Source organism: Paenibacillus sp. HGF5 (assembly GCF_000204455.1).
GTDB classification, from domain to species: domain Bacteria; phylum Bacillota; class Bacilli; order Paenibacillales; family Paenibacillaceae; genus Paenibacillus_AQ; species Paenibacillus_AQ lautus_A.
Window position 1 is genome coordinate 1 of sequence record NZ_AEXS01000101.1, and the last position, 18,154, is coordinate 18,154.

At 51.7% G+C, this 18,154-nt stretch carries 14 protein-coding genes and 1 pseudogene; 12 read left to right on the top strand and 3 right to left on the bottom strand.

From position 1 onward, the window contains the following. Positions 1-112: 112 nt before the first annotated feature. Both HMPREF9412_RS16215 and HMPREF9412_RS16220 read left to right on the top strand, forming a co-directional pair. Positions 113-964, top strand: a complete 852-nt coding sequence (locus HMPREF9412_RS16215; protein WP_009592723.1) for a DMT family transporter — start codon at positions 113-115, stop codon at positions 962-964. Positions 965-1,021: 57 nt separating this feature from the next. Continuing rightward, the gene (locus tag HMPREF9412_RS16220) at positions 1,022-1,825 is read left to right on the top strand and encodes an alkaline phosphatase family protein (RefSeq protein WP_009592736.1); all 804 of its coding nucleotides are present in this window, start codon (positions 1,022-1,024) and stop codon (positions 1,823-1,825) included. A gap of 21 nt (positions 1,826-1,846) precedes the next feature. Here HMPREF9412_RS16220 and HMPREF9412_RS16225 read toward each other — a convergent pair whose 3' ends face one another. Beyond that, on the bottom strand, positions 1,847-2,377 hold the full coding sequence (locus tag HMPREF9412_RS16225) for a cysteine hydrolase family protein (RefSeq protein ID WP_009592733.1): 531 nt from the start codon (positions 2,375-2,377) through the stop codon (positions 1,847-1,849). 203 nt (positions 2,378-2,580) lie between these two features. Then, on the bottom strand, positions 2,581-3,057 hold the full coding sequence (locus HMPREF9412_RS16230; protein WP_009592721.1) for a MarR family winged helix-turn-helix transcriptional regulator: 477 nt from the start codon (positions 3,055-3,057) through the stop codon (positions 2,581-2,583). 494 nt (positions 3,058-3,551) lie between these two features. Between HMPREF9412_RS16230 and HMPREF9412_RS16235 the strand changes: the two genes are divergently transcribed. From HMPREF9412_RS16235 to HMPREF9412_RS16255, 5 genes are all read left to right on the top strand, one after another. After that, positions 3,552-4,646: a GntR family transcriptional regulator gene (locus tag HMPREF9412_RS16235; RefSeq protein WP_009592725.1), complete on the top strand. Its 1,095-nt coding sequence runs from the start codon at positions 3,552-3,554 to the stop codon at positions 4,644-4,646. A 35-nt stretch (positions 4,647-4,681) separates the two neighbouring features. Continuing rightward, complete coding sequence (locus HMPREF9412_RS16240; protein WP_009592729.1) at positions 4,682-6,874, top strand: GH92 family glycosyl hydrolase; 2,193 nt, start codon at positions 4,682-4,684, stop codon at positions 6,872-6,874. 232 nt (positions 6,875-7,106) lie between these two features. Next, on the top strand, positions 7,107-8,774 hold the full coding sequence (locus HMPREF9412_RS16245) for a spore germination protein (RefSeq protein ID WP_009592728.1): 1,668 nt from the start codon (positions 7,107-7,109) through the stop codon (positions 8,772-8,774). 30 nt (positions 8,775-8,804) lie between these two features. Next, on the top strand, positions 8,805-9,914 hold the full coding sequence (locus tag HMPREF9412_RS16250) for a spore germination protein (protein WP_009592730.1): 1,110 nt from the start codon (positions 8,805-8,807) through the stop codon (positions 9,912-9,914). Then, on the top strand, positions 9,911-11,116 hold the full coding sequence (locus HMPREF9412_RS16255; RefSeq protein ID WP_009592727.1) for a Ger(x)C family spore germination protein: 1,206 nt from the start codon (positions 9,911-9,913) through the stop codon (positions 11,114-11,116). The genes HMPREF9412_RS16250 and HMPREF9412_RS16255 overlap by 4 nt, the downstream gene beginning before the upstream one ends. 45 nt (positions 11,117-11,161) lie before the next feature. Here HMPREF9412_RS16255 and HMPREF9412_RS16260 read toward each other — a convergent pair whose 3' ends face one another. Beyond that, positions 11,162-12,577, bottom strand: a complete 1,416-nt coding sequence (locus HMPREF9412_RS16260; RefSeq protein ID WP_009592732.1) for a hypothetical protein — start codon at positions 12,575-12,577, stop codon at positions 11,162-11,164. A gap of 165 nt (positions 12,578-12,742) precedes the next feature. Here HMPREF9412_RS16260 and HMPREF9412_RS16265 point away from each other — a divergent pair, with 165 nt between their 5' ends. The 5 genes and pseudogenes from HMPREF9412_RS16265 to HMPREF9412_RS16285 form a co-directional block, all read left to right on the top strand. Beyond that, positions 12,743-13,444 carry a response regulator transcription factor gene (locus HMPREF9412_RS16265; RefSeq protein ID WP_009592722.1) on the top strand — a complete coding sequence of 234 codons (702 nt, stop codon included), beginning with the start codon at positions 12,743-12,745 and terminating at the stop codon, positions 13,442-13,444. After that, complete coding sequence (locus HMPREF9412_RS16270) at positions 13,441-14,448, top strand: sensor histidine kinase (protein ID WP_009592726.1); 1,008 nt, start codon at positions 13,441-13,443, stop codon at positions 14,446-14,448. Before HMPREF9412_RS16265 ends, HMPREF9412_RS16270 begins: the two co-directional genes overlap by 4 nt. A 527-nt stretch (positions 14,449-14,975) precedes the next feature. Then, positions 14,976-15,746: an ABC transporter ATP-binding protein gene (locus HMPREF9412_RS16275; RefSeq protein WP_009592731.1), complete on the top strand. Its 771-nt coding sequence runs from the start codon at positions 14,976-14,978 to the stop codon at positions 15,744-15,746. Continuing rightward, positions 15,721-17,652 carry an FtsX-like permease family protein gene (locus HMPREF9412_RS16280; protein ID WP_009592724.1) on the top strand — a complete coding sequence of 644 codons (1,932 nt, stop codon included), beginning with the start codon at positions 15,721-15,723 and terminating at the stop codon, positions 17,650-17,652. Before HMPREF9412_RS16275 ends, HMPREF9412_RS16280 begins: the two co-directional genes overlap by 26 nt. A 2-nt stretch (positions 17,653-17,654) precedes the next feature. Then, positions 17,655-18,154, top strand: a pseudogene (locus HMPREF9412_RS16285) (DUF418 domain-containing protein); the annotation flags it as partial.

Consider the following 18,154-nt stretch of genomic DNA (forward strand, 5'->3'; position numbering starts at 1 on the left):
GCTCGCCAAGCTGGATGATATCTCCATGGTCATCACGGATCAAGGATGTTCACGGGAATGGATGGATAATCTGTCCGCTCGCGGCATCGAAGTGCTCATAGGGCAATAGCTGATGGAGCTGCTGTCACTGCTGCTGGTGCTGTCTTCCGGACTGACCCATGCCCTTTGGAATCTGTTTACGAAGCGAAGCATTCATAAATCGGTATTTCTGTGGTGCATCCACTCCGTCACGTTAGTCTTTCTGATGCCTTATTTTATCGTGGAGATGTCGGGGCTGCGGCTGGAACTGCCCGTTTACGGTCTTATGCTGCTGTCCATGACCATTCAAGGCTGCTATATCACGCTGCTCTCCAAAGCCTATACCCATGGCGACATGTCTCAAGTGTATCCGTTCATGCGGGGGCTTGGCGCCATGTTGACTTCGCTGTGCAGCCTCGTGTTGTTTCATGAACAATTAAGCACGGCAGGCTATATGGGGCTGAGTCTTATCATTTTTTCGCTGTTTGCTTTATCGGGTTTGAGGCTCAGGGGCCAATCCAGCGTAAACCCCAAAGCTTTGCTGTATGCTTGTCTGGTCGGGCTTTGCATTTCCGGGTATACCCTGACCGACAAAGCCATTCTGGATGCAGGGGTCTCCCCCGTCTCACTGATCCAGTTATCCAACATCAGTTACTTCGTCGCCCTGGTCGTTCCCGTGGCGCTGTCCAGGCAGCTGAAACGGGAATGGTCGGTGAACTGGCGCACGATTCTGCTGGGCTCCATCCTGGCACCGGGTTCATATTTGCTGTTCCTGTTTGCCATGCGGCTCACCCCGCTTGCGCACATTGCGCCGGTCCGTGAAATCAGCACGGTGTTCGGCACCGTTCTGGGCATCATCGTGCTGCGCGAACAGCAAGGCTGGCGGCGAATCGTCATGTCGGCGCTTATCACGATAGGCATCATCACGATTGCCCTATGGGGGTAGGAATCGTCTGCATGAATTCACGAAGATCAAAATGTTCATACCGAGGAGGATCTATCGATGGCTAACCGTGTCGTTATTCTTGGAATTGATGGAGCAGGGGGGTTCATTCAAAACGCGGATGCTCCGAATATTCACGCTCTGCTGAAGGCAGGAGCATACTCTTACGATGCACAGACCGTATATCCGAGCATTAGTGCCGAATGTTGGGGCTCGTTGTTATACGGCGTAAAACCGGATCGACATGGTCTTGATAATGACCGGGCGATTCACGGCAGTATTCCGGAGGACTTCCCCTATGCCTCGCTGTTCAAGCTGGCTCGCCGGCAATGGCCGGATGCCCCCTTGTCTGCATTCAGCTGCTGGGCACCGATCAACACGGGAATCATTGAGAATACGATTAACGTTCATATGGAATCCAAACCGGACCCCGAGCTGGCGGAGGCCATCGTCGATTATATTCATCAACAGCCCGATTTCAAGCTGATGTTCATTCAGCTGGATCACCCCGACGGCGCCGGCCACAAGCACGGATTCGGTACGGATCAGCAGCTGGAGCAAATTGCCGTAACCGATCAGTACGTAGGCATGATAGTCAAAGCACTCGATGATCAGCGGCTGCTGGAAGACACCTGGATCCTTACGGTCACGGATCACGGCGGAGGAGGCGCACATCCTAACGATCACGGAAGCGATCACCCCATGGATATGACCATTACTTGGGGAATTACGGGCCCAGGCGTAAAGCCCGGCCTTATCGAAGCACCGATCAGCATCATGGACACGGCCGCCGTCATCGGTCAAGTACTGGGACTGCCCGCTCAGCCTTGCTGGGAGGGAAAAGTGCCAGAAGGCATACTCTAACTCCAAATAAAAAGCCGGCGTTTACGCGCCGGCTTCTTCTGTACAAAGGACTTCTCCCGTTGTCTTGATGTCCGCAAACCATCTTAGCGTTGCATTCACGTGATCGATGATCTGCTGCGCCGTTAACGCCGAATTGTTCCAGGTGCTGTGGGCATCGGACACCAGCGTGACATCATAACCCAAACTGGATGCTCTCCGGCAGGTGGTATCCACGCATAATTCGCTCTGCATGCCCGCAAGGATTACATGCTCGATGCCCTGCCTCTTCAATTCCTCCTCAAGCGTCGTATGGTAGAAGGAATCCGGTCTTGTCTTCTGAATGACGGTATCCGACATCGCAGGCGTGATCTCCGGATTAATCTTCCACGCCTCCGAACCTGCCATCAACCCTTCGTCATTATGCTGGATGTAAATAACAGGAATGCCGCCGCTTCTGGCTTTTGCGATCAGCTGCTTGAGATTGTGGAGCAATCGATCTCCTTCGTACACCGGATCATTTACTTGAAACATCTCATTCTGCACATCAATGACCAACAGCGCGCTCTTCTTCAACTATAACAACCTCCCGTACAGATCATAATCATCCCTTCCCATTATAGAACGTTTGTTCCTAACTTGTATATCAAAATTTGTGTCTCATTCTTAAGGAAGGAGTACCCTTCCACGCAAAAAAAGGAATCCGCTTTTAAGGGGACTCCTTATCATGGCTGATCGCCCCTCCGGGTCGCTATAAGAGCAGTGATGGTTCCTCTCCGCTACTCTTCTTCGACGCTAATCCGAGGGTTTGCCGACTTCTTTAAGTTATACTGATGGAGCTTTCTCATGGTCTTGTAAAGCTGCTGTAGTTCTTGATCATCCAAAACATCAAACATGGAGGTTTGAAAATCCGACAGCAGCGGGATAATTTCTTCCAGCAAGGCTTGTCCCTTCTCGGTTAGCGAGATGTACTTCACCTTCCAATCCTGCTTGCGGACAATCAGGCCCAGCTTCTCCAGCCGCTTCACCATGTGGGAAACGCCGCCGCCGCTGATGGACAGATATTCGGCCAGCTCCTGCTGAGATAGAGGTTGGTGGGCCATGACCTGGATCAGCACGTCGAATTGGGCAACGGTAATGCAGAAAGGCTGCAAAAACTCATTCGAGATGTGATTGCCGATCTGCTGAAATCGGGTGATCCGAATCCATGACAGCATGGCTAACCGGTTCTCCTGATGAAATCCCAATTGCTTCATAGATCCCATTGACCTCCTCTATCGTAATCACAGTCAATTTATCACTCAAATGATAAGCTGTCAAATCATGTACATAAAGCTGATACCAGCCAGCATCAAGGCTGCCAAGATGCGATATGCCAAGGGTCAGCATGATTACGGGAATAATAAATGTACCGGATGCAGGTCCAACCCGCTGAATACACATAACTTCATATTTGATATATCAAATACTCCTGACTATTGGTCAAAAGACATACCATTTAATCGATATTTCAGTGCTTATCATCTCTATTTAGCGGCTCGGCGGACGTTTCATTCCGAAGTATGACCAGGGGGACTATCACTATATTAAAAGTGATTATGTAAAAAAACCTAATACATACTGAGTTTTTTACTCGAGCGTTTTCCCCATACTCAAACCATAACAACCGTATCTTCTTATTCAAATACATCTTTAAACTTTGACATTCTCCCTACAAAATGATATATCAAATTTAGCGAGGTGATCTCATATGGAACAAATTCCACTATATCAACACATCGTCAACGCTCTAACAGCCAAGATTGAATCCGGGGAGCTTCAGGCTGGAGACCAGCTTCCGACCGAAGCCGAGATTTCGAAGGAATATAAGGTCAGCCGGATTACATCGAAGAGAGCGCTGAACGAGCTGGAGAATGCCAAGCTGATTTACCGGATCCAGGGCAAGGGGAGCTTCGTGAGCGACGCTAAGGCTGATCACCGTCTATTGAGCAAGACAGGCAAAGAGATTCTGCTGATTCTCCCGTTCGCCCATAATCCGGGACTCGGCGATTACGAGAAAGGCATCAACGAATATCTCGCAACGACCGACTATAGCTTGAACATTCAGTCCAATACGATTGTCGGGCAGCGCAAGCTGTTGGAGTCTGCGTTTCAAAGCGCCCATTCGGGATTGATCCTCTACCCGATAAGCAGCATCTCGGATCTTGGCATTCTGTATCAATATCACCTGGCAAAGTACCCGCTTGTGACGATGGACAAGTGCATTGAAGGCATCCCCTTCCTCTCGGTCGTCTCCGATAACTTTGGCGGCGGATACCAAGCCTCCAAACATCTGATCGAGAACAATCACAAAAAAATCGCCTTTATCTCCTCCTTGAAGGTAGAGAATTCCTCTTCCATCCGGGAGCGGTATTTCGGTTACTTGAAGGCTCTGTATGATTACAGCCTGATCGATTACAGCGTCAATGACTTGACCGACCGTTACTTAACCCATGACCACGACAACGGCAGAGAATACTATATTCAGTTTATTCAGTCCGTCGTGAACCAAGGAATCACGGGGATTGTGGCAGAGAATGACCTCATTGCGATCGAGATCATTCAAATCGCCAAGGAGTTGGGCTTGTCCGTTCCGGACGATTTCTCCGTGGTCGGTTTTGACGACATTCATCTCGCGAGCTTCGTTGAACCCAAGCTGACCACCATATCGCAGGACTTTGGACAGATGGGATATCAGGCTGCACGGAACCTCATATCCCTCATAGAGCACCCTCTGGAACACCCTCTTGAGAATGTGGTGATTCCCGTTCGGCTCATGGAACGCCAGACCGTGAAGAAGTTATAATCCGCCTATTCCTCAATAACAAAGGAGACTTTTACATGCTGAACTATGTCGATACCAGACAGGGCACCAACAATCAATATACCTTTTCCAACGGGAATGCACTCCCTTACACGGGTGTGCCGTTCGGTATGAACCACTATGTCGTGCAGACCAAAAACGAAGGAAGCTGGTTCTTCAACCCCAATGACCGCATCTTCCAAGGCATTCGCCTGACGCACCAGCCGAGTCCGTGGATGGGCGACTTCGCCCACTTCCTGATGACTCCGATCGCAGACGACAAAATCAGGGGCTCCGTCTTCACCTGCCAAAGCTCCTATCGACCGGAGGAAGCGATATTCAAGCCTCATTATCTCAAAGTGAAGCAGCAGCGCTACAACATCACCACGGAGCTGGTACCGAGCTGCTATGGCGCGTCGCTGCGCATCAAATATAATTCCGGGCAGCAGGCTGGCCTCGTGCTAAACGTCCATAACCAAAGCGAGTTCCGGGTGGATGCTGCCCAGCGCAAAATTACCGGTTATGTCAGCAACTTCGCAGACTGTCACGATAAAGGATTCCGCATGTACGTGGCCATGAGCTTCAGCAAGGACATGGATCTCTCTGCGACCGGTTACTACGACGCCGAAGGCCAGTTCTTCCCGGAGATCGCTTTCGTCAATGCGGACCAGCATGTCGTCATTCGCTTCAAGGACTGTGAAAGGGGCACCCTGGATGTTAAGCTGGCGACCTCTTTCATCAGCCAGGAGCAAGCGGAGCTTAATCTGACGCGCGAGCTCGACACAACCTTGGACGAACAGAAAGAATTGGCGGCGGAAGCCTGGAATCATTACCTGAACAAAATCCGGGTCTCTCACTCGAACGAGGAATATATGCGCACTTTTTATACCTGCCTTTACCGCATGTTCTTGTTCCCGCAAAAATTCTATGAGCTCGATGCCAATATGGAGCCGGTTCATTACGACACAACGGCCCGATCCGTCAAGAAGGGCGTGCTCTATACCAATAACGGCTTCTGGGATACTTACAAAACCGTATATCCGCTCTATTCCATCATCGCGCCGAAGGAATATGAGGAGATGCTGGAAGGTTTCCTGAATTCTTACCGCGAGACTGGCTTCCTGCCAAAATGGCTGTCCCCGGATGAGCGCGGACTGATGCCGGGCACGCTTATTGACGCGGTCATCGCGGATGCGGCGGCTAAGGGACTCGCCCAGCACCTGCTGCCGGAACTGCTAGAGGCCATGCTGACCGCAGCCACCACGCAGAGCGGACAGAATTGCTATGGACGTCAAGGAACGCTGGACTACATCAAGTACGGTTACGTTCCGAGCAGCTATCATGAGAGCGTAAACCATACGCTGGATTACGCATACAGCGACTACTGCATCAGCCGCGTGGCGGATGTGTTGGGCCGGTCGGACATAGGCGCGCAGTACAGACAAAGCGCGCTCAATTATCAGAATATTTTTGATGCGGAGACCGGCTTCATGCGGGCCAAGGATCAGAACGGCCAGTTCCGTCCGAATTTCAACGACACGAGCTGGGGACTCGATTATGCCGAGGGAAGCGCTTGGCAAACCAGCTTTGCCGTATTCCAGGATTTCCAGGGATTGATCGACGCGTATGGTTCGAAAGAACGCTTTTTCGACAAAATTACCGAATTGTGCAACAAAGCGCCAGACTTCGACGTCCGGGGCTACGGCTTTGAAATTCATGAGATGAGCGAGATGGCCGCCATCGATTATGGCCAGCTGGCGATTTCCAACCAGCCGAGCTTCCATATTCCTTATCTGTTCAACTATGTAGGGCAGCCTGCATCATCCCAGGTGATCCTCAAACAGCTGATGTCGAACCTGTTCAACAGCGGCTTTGATGGTTTCCCTGGCGACGAGGATAACGGCAGCATGTCCGGCTGGTATGTGTTCAGCTCCATGGGCTTCTATCCGGTATGTCCGGGCAGCAATGAATATGTGCTCGGGATCCCGCTGTTCGACAGCGTGAGCATTGAGCTGCCTAACGGCAAACAGATGTTGATTCATACCGATAACAACAATCCGCAGTCCAATTTCGTGGCGAACGTGCAATTGGAAGGACAGGATTACACTAAACTGTACATTACGCATGAGGATATTCTGGCAGGCAAAACCCTCGATTTCCGTCTTGGATTGGCTCCAAGCTACCGTCATTACAGTGCGGAGGAACTGCCGTTCTCGATATCGAAGAAGTAAGAGCTTAAGCTTAACTCGTATCATAAGGGCATCCCATCAGGTCAGCGGCCTGGGGGATGCCCTTTTTTTGCGTCTCCGGCTGTTCCGTCATCGTGACATAATCGGGGTCTTCAGCCGAATGGTCTCCCTTCTCTGATATTGAAATAACAGGAATTTTCAAGATCGCCTCGGGTAACAATACACATGATTCGTACTATGAGCCAATTGCTAAGAAACTGCGGGGTGATTATCGTTGTGGTCCGTCATTGTGTCTTATATTCCGAAGTGGACGATTTTTTTCCAAGCCTTTCTGCTCTGCTTTGTCCCCGTCGTGATGCTGATGTTCGCCAAATGGTTTCACAAGTCTATCAATTCAAGCTTTTCCTTAAAGCCTAACATCCCCTCTTCACCCATGAGGGAGGATAGCGTTTCGCCGGACGCTCCCCTAACGGGACTTTACGATACGGACATCACGTCGGTTCGCCAAGCGATCGGCGGCAATGCGGACGTGGAATTCAGGGAATTTACGATACGGGGCACGCGAACGCGGGCGGTCGTCGTATATGTGGACGGATTGCTGGATAGCGACCTCATCGACACCCATCTGATAAGACCCCTCATGCTGGAGGGAGTTCCGGAAACGGAGCACGACAACTTCAATCGTTCGAGCGATGCCATCAAAGCCTACATCAGCAGCCAAATGCTGCCTGTATGCGAGATCAAGCATGTCCAACAATTATTGGATCTCGTACAAGCCGTTCTTGCAGGCACGCCCTGTTTATTGGTCGATGGGATGCAAGGAGCCTTTTTGGTGGGGTCGGCCAAGGGAAAAAGTCGAAACATAGAAGAACCTCTATCGGAAGCCCTTCTTCGGGGTCCCCGTGTCGGATTTACCGAGAGACTATCAGACAATACAGGCTTGCTAAGGCTTCATGGAAAAAATGAAAGTCTTCAGCTCACCCGATTCGAGGTCGGAAACCGGGTAAAAAAAGACCTGGTCGTCGCCTACATGAAGGATATCGCCGACCCCAAGCTGGTGGATGAAGTCGTTACGCGCATCCGGAAAATCGAAATCGACGACCCGCTTGAATCGGGATACATCGAGCAATTGATTGAAGAAAACGTCATGAGCCCTTTTCAGCAAATCCAAAATACCGAGAGACCGGACAGGGTCATCGGCGCATTACTGGAGGGGCGGGTAGCCCTCCTGCTTGACGGCACGCCCTACGCGTTAATCGTGCCGGTCACGTTCAGCATGCTGCTCCAATCTCCTGAAGACTATTACGAGAGATGGATATCGGGATCCTTTGTCCGCTTATTGCGCTTTCTCTCCGCCCTTCTGGCGCTGCTGGCACCCGCACTGTACATCTCGTTTATTTCGTTTCATCCCGGGCTGATACCTACCAAGCTGGCGTTGACCATTATCGAGACGAGGCAGGGCGTGCCCTTTCCCTCGATCATCGAAGCGCTCATCATGGAGATCGCCATTGAAATATTGCGTGAGGCCGGGATCCGGCTGCCGAAACCCATTGGACCTGCGATGGGCATCGTAGGCGGTCTGATTATTGGCGATGCTGCCGTAAATGCCGGAATTGTCAGTCCGTTTCTCGTTATTGTCGTGGCCGTAACCGCAATCTCTTCCTTCACGATCCCGGTCTACAGCGCCGGCATTACTCTGCGCGTCCTCCGATTTACCGCGATGTTCTTTGCGGCTGTGCTCGGGTTGTTCGGCGTCGTGATGTTCTTCCTTCTTCTGTGCTGTCATCTGGTCAGATTGAAGAGCTTTGGCGTGCCTTACGCAAGCCCCATGGTACCGTACGGCATCAACGACTTGAAAGATTTCCTCATCCGCTTCCCCTTGAAGGTGATGAAGAAACGTCCCCAGCTGTTAAAACCGCAGGATCCCGATCGCCGAAACTAATCATTCCAAGCACGAAATGAGGTGAGGACCATGAGCAGCTCCCGTTTACAGACCAAAGACCAAATTACCACTTCCCAGGCTGCCGTCATGATCATTAACTACATGCTGGGCGCCGGTATTCTCACGCTCCCGAGAACGACGGTAGAGGCTGCCAAAACCCCGGATGTATGGATATCCATTCTGATCTCCGGCATGATCATCATGCTGGTCGGATTCATCGTCGTGAGGCTAGCCCGCAGATTTCAGGGAAAAACCTTTTTTCAATTCGTGCCCGAAATCACTGGTAAATGGGTGGCCTTCCTGTTGAGCTTGCTGGTCATTGCGTATCTCATTACCATTTCTGCTTTTGAAATCCGGGTGATGGCGGAGGTTACGGGGCTATACCTGCTTGAGGGCACGCCCGTATGGATCATCGTGATGACGTTTATGTGGATCGGTCTGTATTTGACCACAGGGGGAATCAACTGCATCGCCAGATTGTACGAGATCATTTTGCCCATTACGCTGTTGTTCTTCATCATTGCAATTCTGCTGAGCAGCAGCATATTCGACATTAAAAATTTAAGGCCAGTGCTTGGCTCGGGCATCATGCCCGTGCTGCAAGGGATCAAACCCTCGCTGTTATCGTTCACCGGTTACGAGATCATGTTTGTTGCCATGGCATTCATGAAGTCGCCCAAGAAAGGCACCAAAGCTATGATCGTCGGCATTACGGTTCCCATGTTGATTTATTTGATCACCGTCATCATGGTCATTGGCGGGCTCTCCATTCATGGCGTACAGAAGAGAACCTGGCCCACGCTTGATTTAATGCGGAGTTTCGAGATGCAGGGCTTGATATTCGAGCGCTTTGAATCCCTGCTGCTTGTCATCTGGATCATGCAAATATTCTCGACCTTTACGGTCGCGCATTACGCGGCATCGTTAGGCCTCTCCCAGCTGATGAAGAAGAATATACACCCCTTCCTCTTCATCATGCTGCCGGTCATCTTCCTGCTCGCCATGATCCCGAAAGATGTGTCGGAGACGTTCAAGCTGGGAGATACCGTAGGTTATATGTCGATTTATTTATTCGGAGGACTGCCACTCATCCTATTATTGATCAGCAAGGTCCGCAAGAAAGGGGTGAAGCCGAAATGAACAAATATTCCCGATATGTGTCGGTAGTAACGGCCAGCATCCTGATGCTGCTGACAACCGGCTGTTGGAGCAGCAACGAGATCGAGGATGTCAGCGTCTATGTAGGCTTAGGACTGGATGCAGCGAATGAATCCCGATTCGAACGGGAGATCAACAAACAAGGAGCGACCTACCCCAAAAGGAAAGTGCTGACGGCGACGGTCCAGATCGTACCCCCGATTACGGGAAAGAGTGAGAAACAAGGCGGATCCAGCTCGTCATTGCCAAGCAAGGCTTATCTGAATGAACAATTAACGGGGGATTCCCTCATTCAGATCTTCCGCCAATTTTCGTTGCGACGAGACCGTCCGCTGATCGGCCACCATCTGAAGGTCATCGTCGTGTCAAGCGAACTCGCCAAACGGTACAGCCTGGAACAGATCCTTGATTTTATTCTCCGGGATAATGATATCCGCCCCAGCTGCCTGGTAGTGGTGAGCCACCGGAGTGCACTTGAAGCGTTGAGCTCCACCGAGCCCGGGGAGATCCCAGCTTTCTACTTGATGGGTCTTGTGGATAACCGCTATCGTTCCAACAAAATCCTTCCCCCGATGTCACTCATAAAGCTGGATAGCACCATGCAATCGGGAGAAAGCTTCCTGCTGCAAAATGTCGTTACCGCCGAAAGCGAGCATAAATTCTCGGGTGCTGCCATATTCAAAGGCAATACCAAAAAATTCATCGGGGAACTAAGCCAGTATGATCTGGAAGGCTTATCCTGGATCATGGAGGACGTGAAGGGAGGGGCACTGAAAACGTACGCTCATAAGACAGGACATACCGTTATTTATGAGCCCAAAAATTCCCACAGCACCATTATTCCCAAGGTTCAGGGAGACGAAATATCATTTCATATCAAAATTCGTTCAGAAGGCAGGTTAATCGAGGATTGGAGTTTTCCGGAGAAGCCCTCATCCGGGAAGTACATCAAGGAAATGCAGCAGGCATTTGAAGAAGAGGCCCGTAAACAAATCCAACAGGTTCTGGATAAAATGCAGCATGTCTATCATGTAGACGTAGGGGGCTTTGGCGATCAGATCCGAATCAAATATCCGAAACTATGGAAAAAAGTAGAAAAGGATTGGGACGAAACCTTTAGCCATATCCCCATTACGTATGAAGTCGACATGAAGATCACGGACTTCGGTTCCTCAACGGATTAAACGAGCGCTGACGATAGGGTCAGCGCTCTTTATGTCTGCTTGCATTTACACCAGAAACATCGCAACGACTGTGGTAACGGCAAGACCCAGCAGCACCGGCTTCAGATTCCGTCTTGCCAGCTCAAACGGGCTGACTCCGCAGATGGCTGCAGCCGGTATCAACGCCCAAGGAATGAGCGTGCCGCCGCCTACCCAGATGGCGGCAACCTGGCCGAGCGCCGTCAGGGTAGCAGCCCCTGAACCGATGGCCGTAGCAAACAGCTGCGCGATTGAGCCGGCGAGCGATATGCCGGAAAAGCCCGAACCGTCCAGACCCGTAATGGCACCGGTGATCGTCAGCGTCACCGAACCTACCGCGCCATTCAGCGGTACCGCATTCGCAAGGGCAACTCCTAGGTCGTTCACGATCCCATGGGATGCGTCCGGAAGCACCTTACCGAACAGCTCGCTGAACGCAGCATCCCCTAGATAAAAGAAAGCCGCAATGGGGATGACGGGGCCGAACACCTTAAATCCGAACATGAAGCCCTCGATCAAATACGAGGTGACCTTCTCCAAACCACGGTTGCGATGAGCGACCAGCGCAATGACGCCGAGGATCAGGACGGCTGTTCCGCCTACCAGGGCCGTCGCATCTCCGCCTTGCAGCTTCAAGATGAACATGGCCGCGACGTCTGCCGCGAACAGGAGCAGGATCGCAATGGCCAGCCATTTTTTCATGCCGGGCGAAATGGCGGCAACGGTATCATCCTCATCGGTACGCGTGGTCAGCGCGTCCCCCGTGCTTTTGATGGAGACCAATCCATCCCTCCAGCTGCCATTACGCTGATCTCTCTTCATCATCCAAAATGCTGCCACGGTCGTTACCAGTCCCATCACGATCACGAGCGGCACACTCGCGGCCATGACGCTGGATACAGGCAATCCGGCTGCATCGGCAGTCAATTTAGGCGCGCCTTGGATGATATAATCGCCCGATAGCGCGATGCCGTGCCCGAACAGATTCATCGCTACGGCCGCTCCCAGGGCAGGCAAGCCGACCCGGATGGCAACGGGAAGCAGGACCGCCCCGATTAACGCCACCGCCGGTGACGGCCAGAAGAAAAAAGAGGTGACCATCATGATGATGCCGATGCCCCAGTAAGCCATAGCCGGAGTACGGAGAAAACGGGTTAACGGGGCCACCATCGTCTCGTTGATCCCCGTCTTGATCAAGACCCGGCTCATGGCCACGATAATGGAAATAATCATGATCGTTCCCATCAGCTCTTTGGTCGCAAAGATGAACGAGTTAAACACACCGGAGACGGATCCGCTCAGCGTCTCCGTTGCCAGAATGCCAAGCGCAAATATACCGGTGATGCAAACCAGCGTCGTATCGCGCCGCCGGATCAACAGCGTCATGATCAATACGATAAACGCCAGGTAAACCCAGTGAATCGCGGTTAAATGAATTCCCATATGAAGCCACGCCCTTTCCCAGGCAGCAGGTTTTGTGTGACTACATCTTATGCATGGGCCTGGGCGAGGGTTCATGACCCGTACTTATCATACGCTTACGGATCTCCGGGAAGGGTGTGGTATAGTGAATGCAAGCCCCTGCTTTGCGTTAAAGGAGTTGAAGACATGTATACCATTCTGATTGTGGAAGACGATGAACGAATCGCGGATAAACTAAGGTCGGCGATCTCCAAATATGATTTCAACGTACGGATCATCGAAGATTTCAACCGCGTGATGGACATTTTTGCGGAGACGATGCCGGATCTGGTTCTGCTGGACGTCAATCTGCCGAAATACGACGGATTCTACTGGTGCCGGCAAATCCGCACCCAATCCCACTGCCCGATCATCTTCATCTCGGCACGCGACAGCGGCATGGACCAGATCATGGCGCTCGAAAACGGGGCCGATGATTACATTACGAAGCCGTTTGACATGGAGCTTGTCCTGGCCAAAGTCCGCAGCCACCTGCGCCGCGCGGTCGGCGCCTATTCCTCCGGCCAGGAAGAGGAGCCTATCGTTGAAAACGCCGGTCTCCTCCTGTATCCCGAGCGACTCCTCGTGACCTATGGAGACCGATCGGCCGAGTTAACCCAGAAGGAAGCTGCCCTGCTGACGATGCTCATGGAAAAAGACGGCCGCGTGGTCAGCCGCGAACGGCTCCTGGACCTCATGTGGGAAGATCAGCACTTCATTGACGACAATACGTTGAATGTTTATATTACGAGGGTTCGCCGCAAGCTTCGTGAACTCGGAGCCGTGGATCTCATCGAAACCGTCCGGGGAGCAGGCTACCGGTTCATGACAGGCAAGGAAACCCTATGAAACTTTTTTTGAGGGAGCACCTCCCGCTCATGCTGTTTTTTGCCGTTCAAATGCTGCTTGTCCCCCTGCTATACTGGCTTGCCGGTGAAGGCAGACCCTTTACTGTCGTGCTATACGGGGTACTGTTGAGCAGCGTCGTGCTGCTGGCCTATCTGGTGTACCGGTATCTCTCTCATCGCACGATGTACCAAGAGCTTTCCAGCCAGGAACTTTCGGAGGAGTTCTCCAATCCTCCTCTGGGCGATGCGCCGCTGCCGGAAGCGATCCGCGAGCGGATCAGCCATTATGAACGCTTATACCGGGAACAGCTGCATCGGCATCAAAGCGGAACCGACCAGCATCTGGCCTTCGTCAACCGCTGGGTCCATCAGATGAAGACCCCGCTGTCGGTGATTCAATTAACGCTCGATGAAGTCGAAGAAGCACCCGCCGAACATATACGGGAAGAGCTTGAACGAATACGCAAAGGCCTCGAAATGGTGCTGTATACCGCACGCCTGGACCGGTTCGAGCAGGACTTTGCGGTAGAAGCCGTCAGACTCCGTGCCGCGGTCAGCGAATCCGTCGTGGAGAACCGAAAGCTGTTCATTCGCAAAGGGATTACCCCGGTGTTTCGCATCGATGATCGGATCTCCGTCTACACGGATGCCAAATGGTTTCGATTTATGCTGGGTCAAATTCTGACAAACGCCGTGAACTACTCCGGCAGCCCCGGCAAGAAGATTCAATTCACTGCAGAAGAAGCAGGGAAACACATCAAACTTCGTATCCGCGATGAGGGGATCGGCATTGCACCGGAGGACATCAACCGGGTATTCCATCCTTACTTCACCGGCGAGCGCGGCCGGCAATATCATGAATCCACCGGCATGGGCCTGTATCTAGTCCGTGAAATCGCCCATAAGCTTGACCATTCCGTCGAACTGGAATCCACGCTCGGTGAGGGAACGACCGTTATCTTAACGCTGCGTAATGCAGCAATCCAAGGCACATCTCATTCGTAGGTGTGCCTTATTTACCATGGGGCGGTTAAGCTTAAACTTCATGCCGGCATCTCAGGATACGAACAGAATATGCGAACATAACCTTATGGCAAATGTAAGCTCCGTTTCACCTAAATCCATAGCAGGAGCATGTCGGTATGCGGTAGAGTTAGGCTACACTGAGAGGTTGTTCAAAAAAGTCGCCTTTGGATAAGAAAACCAATCGAGGCCAATCAAGGATGAGCGACCGCGATTCAAAGGTAGGTTTTCTTGCGATATAGAATTTCATCAGCTCTGCTGATAACGAATAAATTCTATATCTAACACGAAGGGAGTCAAGAAGTAACTCGGCATCGAATCTTGAATTCAGCCGGGCCTAAGCAGATGCTTCCGAGGTATGTTTCCTGCGGAAACATTTCAGGTGCTCACGTACCCAAAACGTACGCTCCGCTCCTCACTCCCCAGTTTCATCCAACCTTCTCGGTGCTGAAAATCCGACTTTTTGAACTCGCACAATAACAAGGTTATAGAAAGGAGCCTATGGATTTATGGATATTCTTGAAGTAAAGGCTTTAAACAAAGTATATGCGGGCAAAGTGGCGACACAAGCTCTTACCGATATTCATCTCACCATCAAAGAAGGAGAATTCGTCGGCATCATGGGGCCGTCCGGCAGCGGCAAAACCACCCTGCTGAACATGGTATCCACCATCGACCGTCCAAGCTCGGGCGAGGTCAAGATCGGGGGCAGCAATCCTTACCAAATGAAAAAAAGCGAGCTCGCCCACTTCCGCCGGAGGCAGCTCGGCTTCGTGTTCCAGGATTTCAATCTGCTCGACACGCTAACGGTTGCCGAGAATATCGTGCTCCCGCTTACGCTGGACCGCCGTCCGCTCAAGGACATGGAATCGCTGCTGCAGCAAACCGCTTCGCGGCTTGGCATTCGCGAAATTCTGAATAAACGCGTGTACGAAATTTCGGGGGGACAAAGGCAGCGCACCGCGATTGCCCGGGCGATCATCGGCTCGCCCCTGTTGCTGCTTGCGGATGAGCCTACGGGAGCGCTCGATTCCAACTCCTCTCGGATCGTGATGGAGTCGCTCTCCGAGATCAATGAGCGGGATCGTACCACTTTAATGCTGGTTACGCATGATCCCCTGGCCGCAAGCTATTGCAACCGCATCGTTTTTATTAAAGACGGCAAGCTTGCCGCCGAGATTCACCGCGGAGAGAACCGGCAGGCCTTTTTTCAAAAAATCATCGATACGCTATCGTTCTGGGGAGGGAATACAAGTGAGCTTTCCTCAATTCGCGTTTAATAACGTCCGGCGGAATGCTCGCCAATACTTCGCTTACCTGCTGAGCAGCTCATTCATGGTCATGATTTTCTTTACGTACGCGGTATTCATCTACCATCCGGCCATCGAGAATTCGCCCATGGGCGCGATGACGCGTACGGGAATGACAATTGCCACGGTGATCGTCTATGTGTTTGCCTTCTTGTTCGTGCTGTATTCGATCAGCGTATTCCTGAAGTCGAGAAATCGGGAATTCGGCATTCTGACGATTCTGGGAGCGGAAGCCAAGCAGATCAATTGGCTGATTTTCCTGGAGAACATTCTGATTGGCGCCATTGCCATCGTAACGGGCATCGCCAGCGGAATGCTGTTATCCAAGGTGTTCCTGCTCATCAGCACCAAGGTGATCGATATGGACGAGCTGCCGTTCTATTGGCCCGTCAAAGCGATGCTGCTGACCGCAGGTGCGTTCGCTGCGCTGTTTCTCGTCATTTCGCTTTTTACCTTATTATTTATCCGGAAGAATCAAGTTCTGGAGCTTCTCAAAGGCACCAGCAAGCCGAAAACCGAACCGAAAGCCAATCTGTTCCTGGCCCTCTTAGGCGTGGTGCTGCTTACCATCGGCTTTACCGTCCTTCGTGTTAAAGCGTTAGACCCTGCGGGATTGATAATTGCTGCGGCAACCGGAATTATGGGCACGTATTTCTTCTACTCCCAGCTATCCGTGTGGATTGTCCGCATGCTGCAGCGAAGTCGCAGGACCACCTGGAAAGGAACAAACCTGCTGTGGATTTCCGAGATGAGTTACAAGATTAAGGATAATGCCCGCATGCTGTTTCTGGTCACGGTTGTGGTAGCACTGGCTTCCATGAGCACCGGTTTCGTACTGGCCATGCAGAAATCGATCAAATCGGTATATTTGGATAACCCGTACGCGCTTAGCTACAGCTACTATAACAATGACGACGAGACTAAGGTGCAGGAAGAATTGGCCCTGATTGAAAATCGTCTGCAGACAGAAGGGCTGGAGTATAAACGGGCGGAGGTCGGAACCATCTACTATCGCTTGTCAGCGAATGGGGAGGACTCCTTACACATCATGCCGCAATCCCAATACGACCGTTTGGCTGCTATGTTGAATACTGAGCCGGCCGGGACACTCGGCAAGAATGAAGCCTTATTGGCGGAAACCCCGAATGCAGCGAAGAAGAGTAAAGGGAAGCAAACCGAAGCAGATATCGAACTATCCGGCCAGCCCTACTCCTTCGTCTTGGAGAATCGGACAGACCGGATTGCGGCTTTGGTATATAGCGGCAGATTGCTGGTCGTTACGGACACCATGTTTGAAGAGCTGAGGGGCGGGAACAAAGAAAATGAAATCAGTGTGAGTCATACGTATCCGTTTATTCTTCCCGATTTCCAAGGACTCCCCGAGAAGGATGATCCCGAAACCAAGCTCGGCCTTGAGCTGTCGGAGTGGAACGGAAGTGCAATCAGAGAAGGTTATATAGAATCCAGGGCGGAGAACTATTACGTCAATAAACAGGGATTTTCGTTATTCAGCTTTATCGGGGTGTTTGTCGCACTGATCTTCTCGATCTCAACCGCAAGCTTCCTGTATTTCAAACTGCATACGGAGCTTTCGGCCGATCAGGCGATGTACCGTTCCCTGTCCAAGATCGGACTCAGCGTGCGCGAGATGAACATCTCCGCAACCATTCAGATTGCCGTGCTGTTCTTTATTCCCATCCTGGTTGCAGCCCTGCAGTCCTTGGTCGTGCTCGACCCGATTCTAGGCTACCTGGATGTGCCGAATGTAAACGGACCTGTAATGGCAGCCTCATCGGCATTCTTAGCCGCCCAAATGATATATTTCCTGATCGCCAGAGCCCGTTATATTAAATCCGTGAACAGGATGATGGTGTGATCATGCATGCAGGACAACACGACGCCGCGACTCGGCATCGCCCTGCGCTTGAAAAGACACGCTTGCACTTTTTGGACCAATTCAGGGGGTTTGCCCTCCTTGGACTGCCGTTTGTCAACGTGTTGGGACTCTGGCTCATCCACGCACCCGAAACGGCAGCTGATTATTGGCTCCAGCGAGGACTTAACTTTTTTGTGGAAGCCCGATTTTATACCATCTTCACGTTCCTGTTCGGACTTGGATTCTACATGTTTCTATCACGAAGCGCTGCAACGGGTGGAAAGCCAAGACTTCGGCTGTATATTCGCCGGTTAGCGATTCTGGTGCTGATCGGCCTCATCCATCAGCAGTATCAATCGGGTGAAGCATTATTCTATTATGCGGTTGTTGGCCTGCTTGCGGTTCCTCTCTACTGGGCTCCGCGGAGGGTTAACCTTCTCATCGGATCGGCGGGGTTTGTTCTGGCGGCCGTTATGGGCGTCAAACTCCTCACCATCCCTTT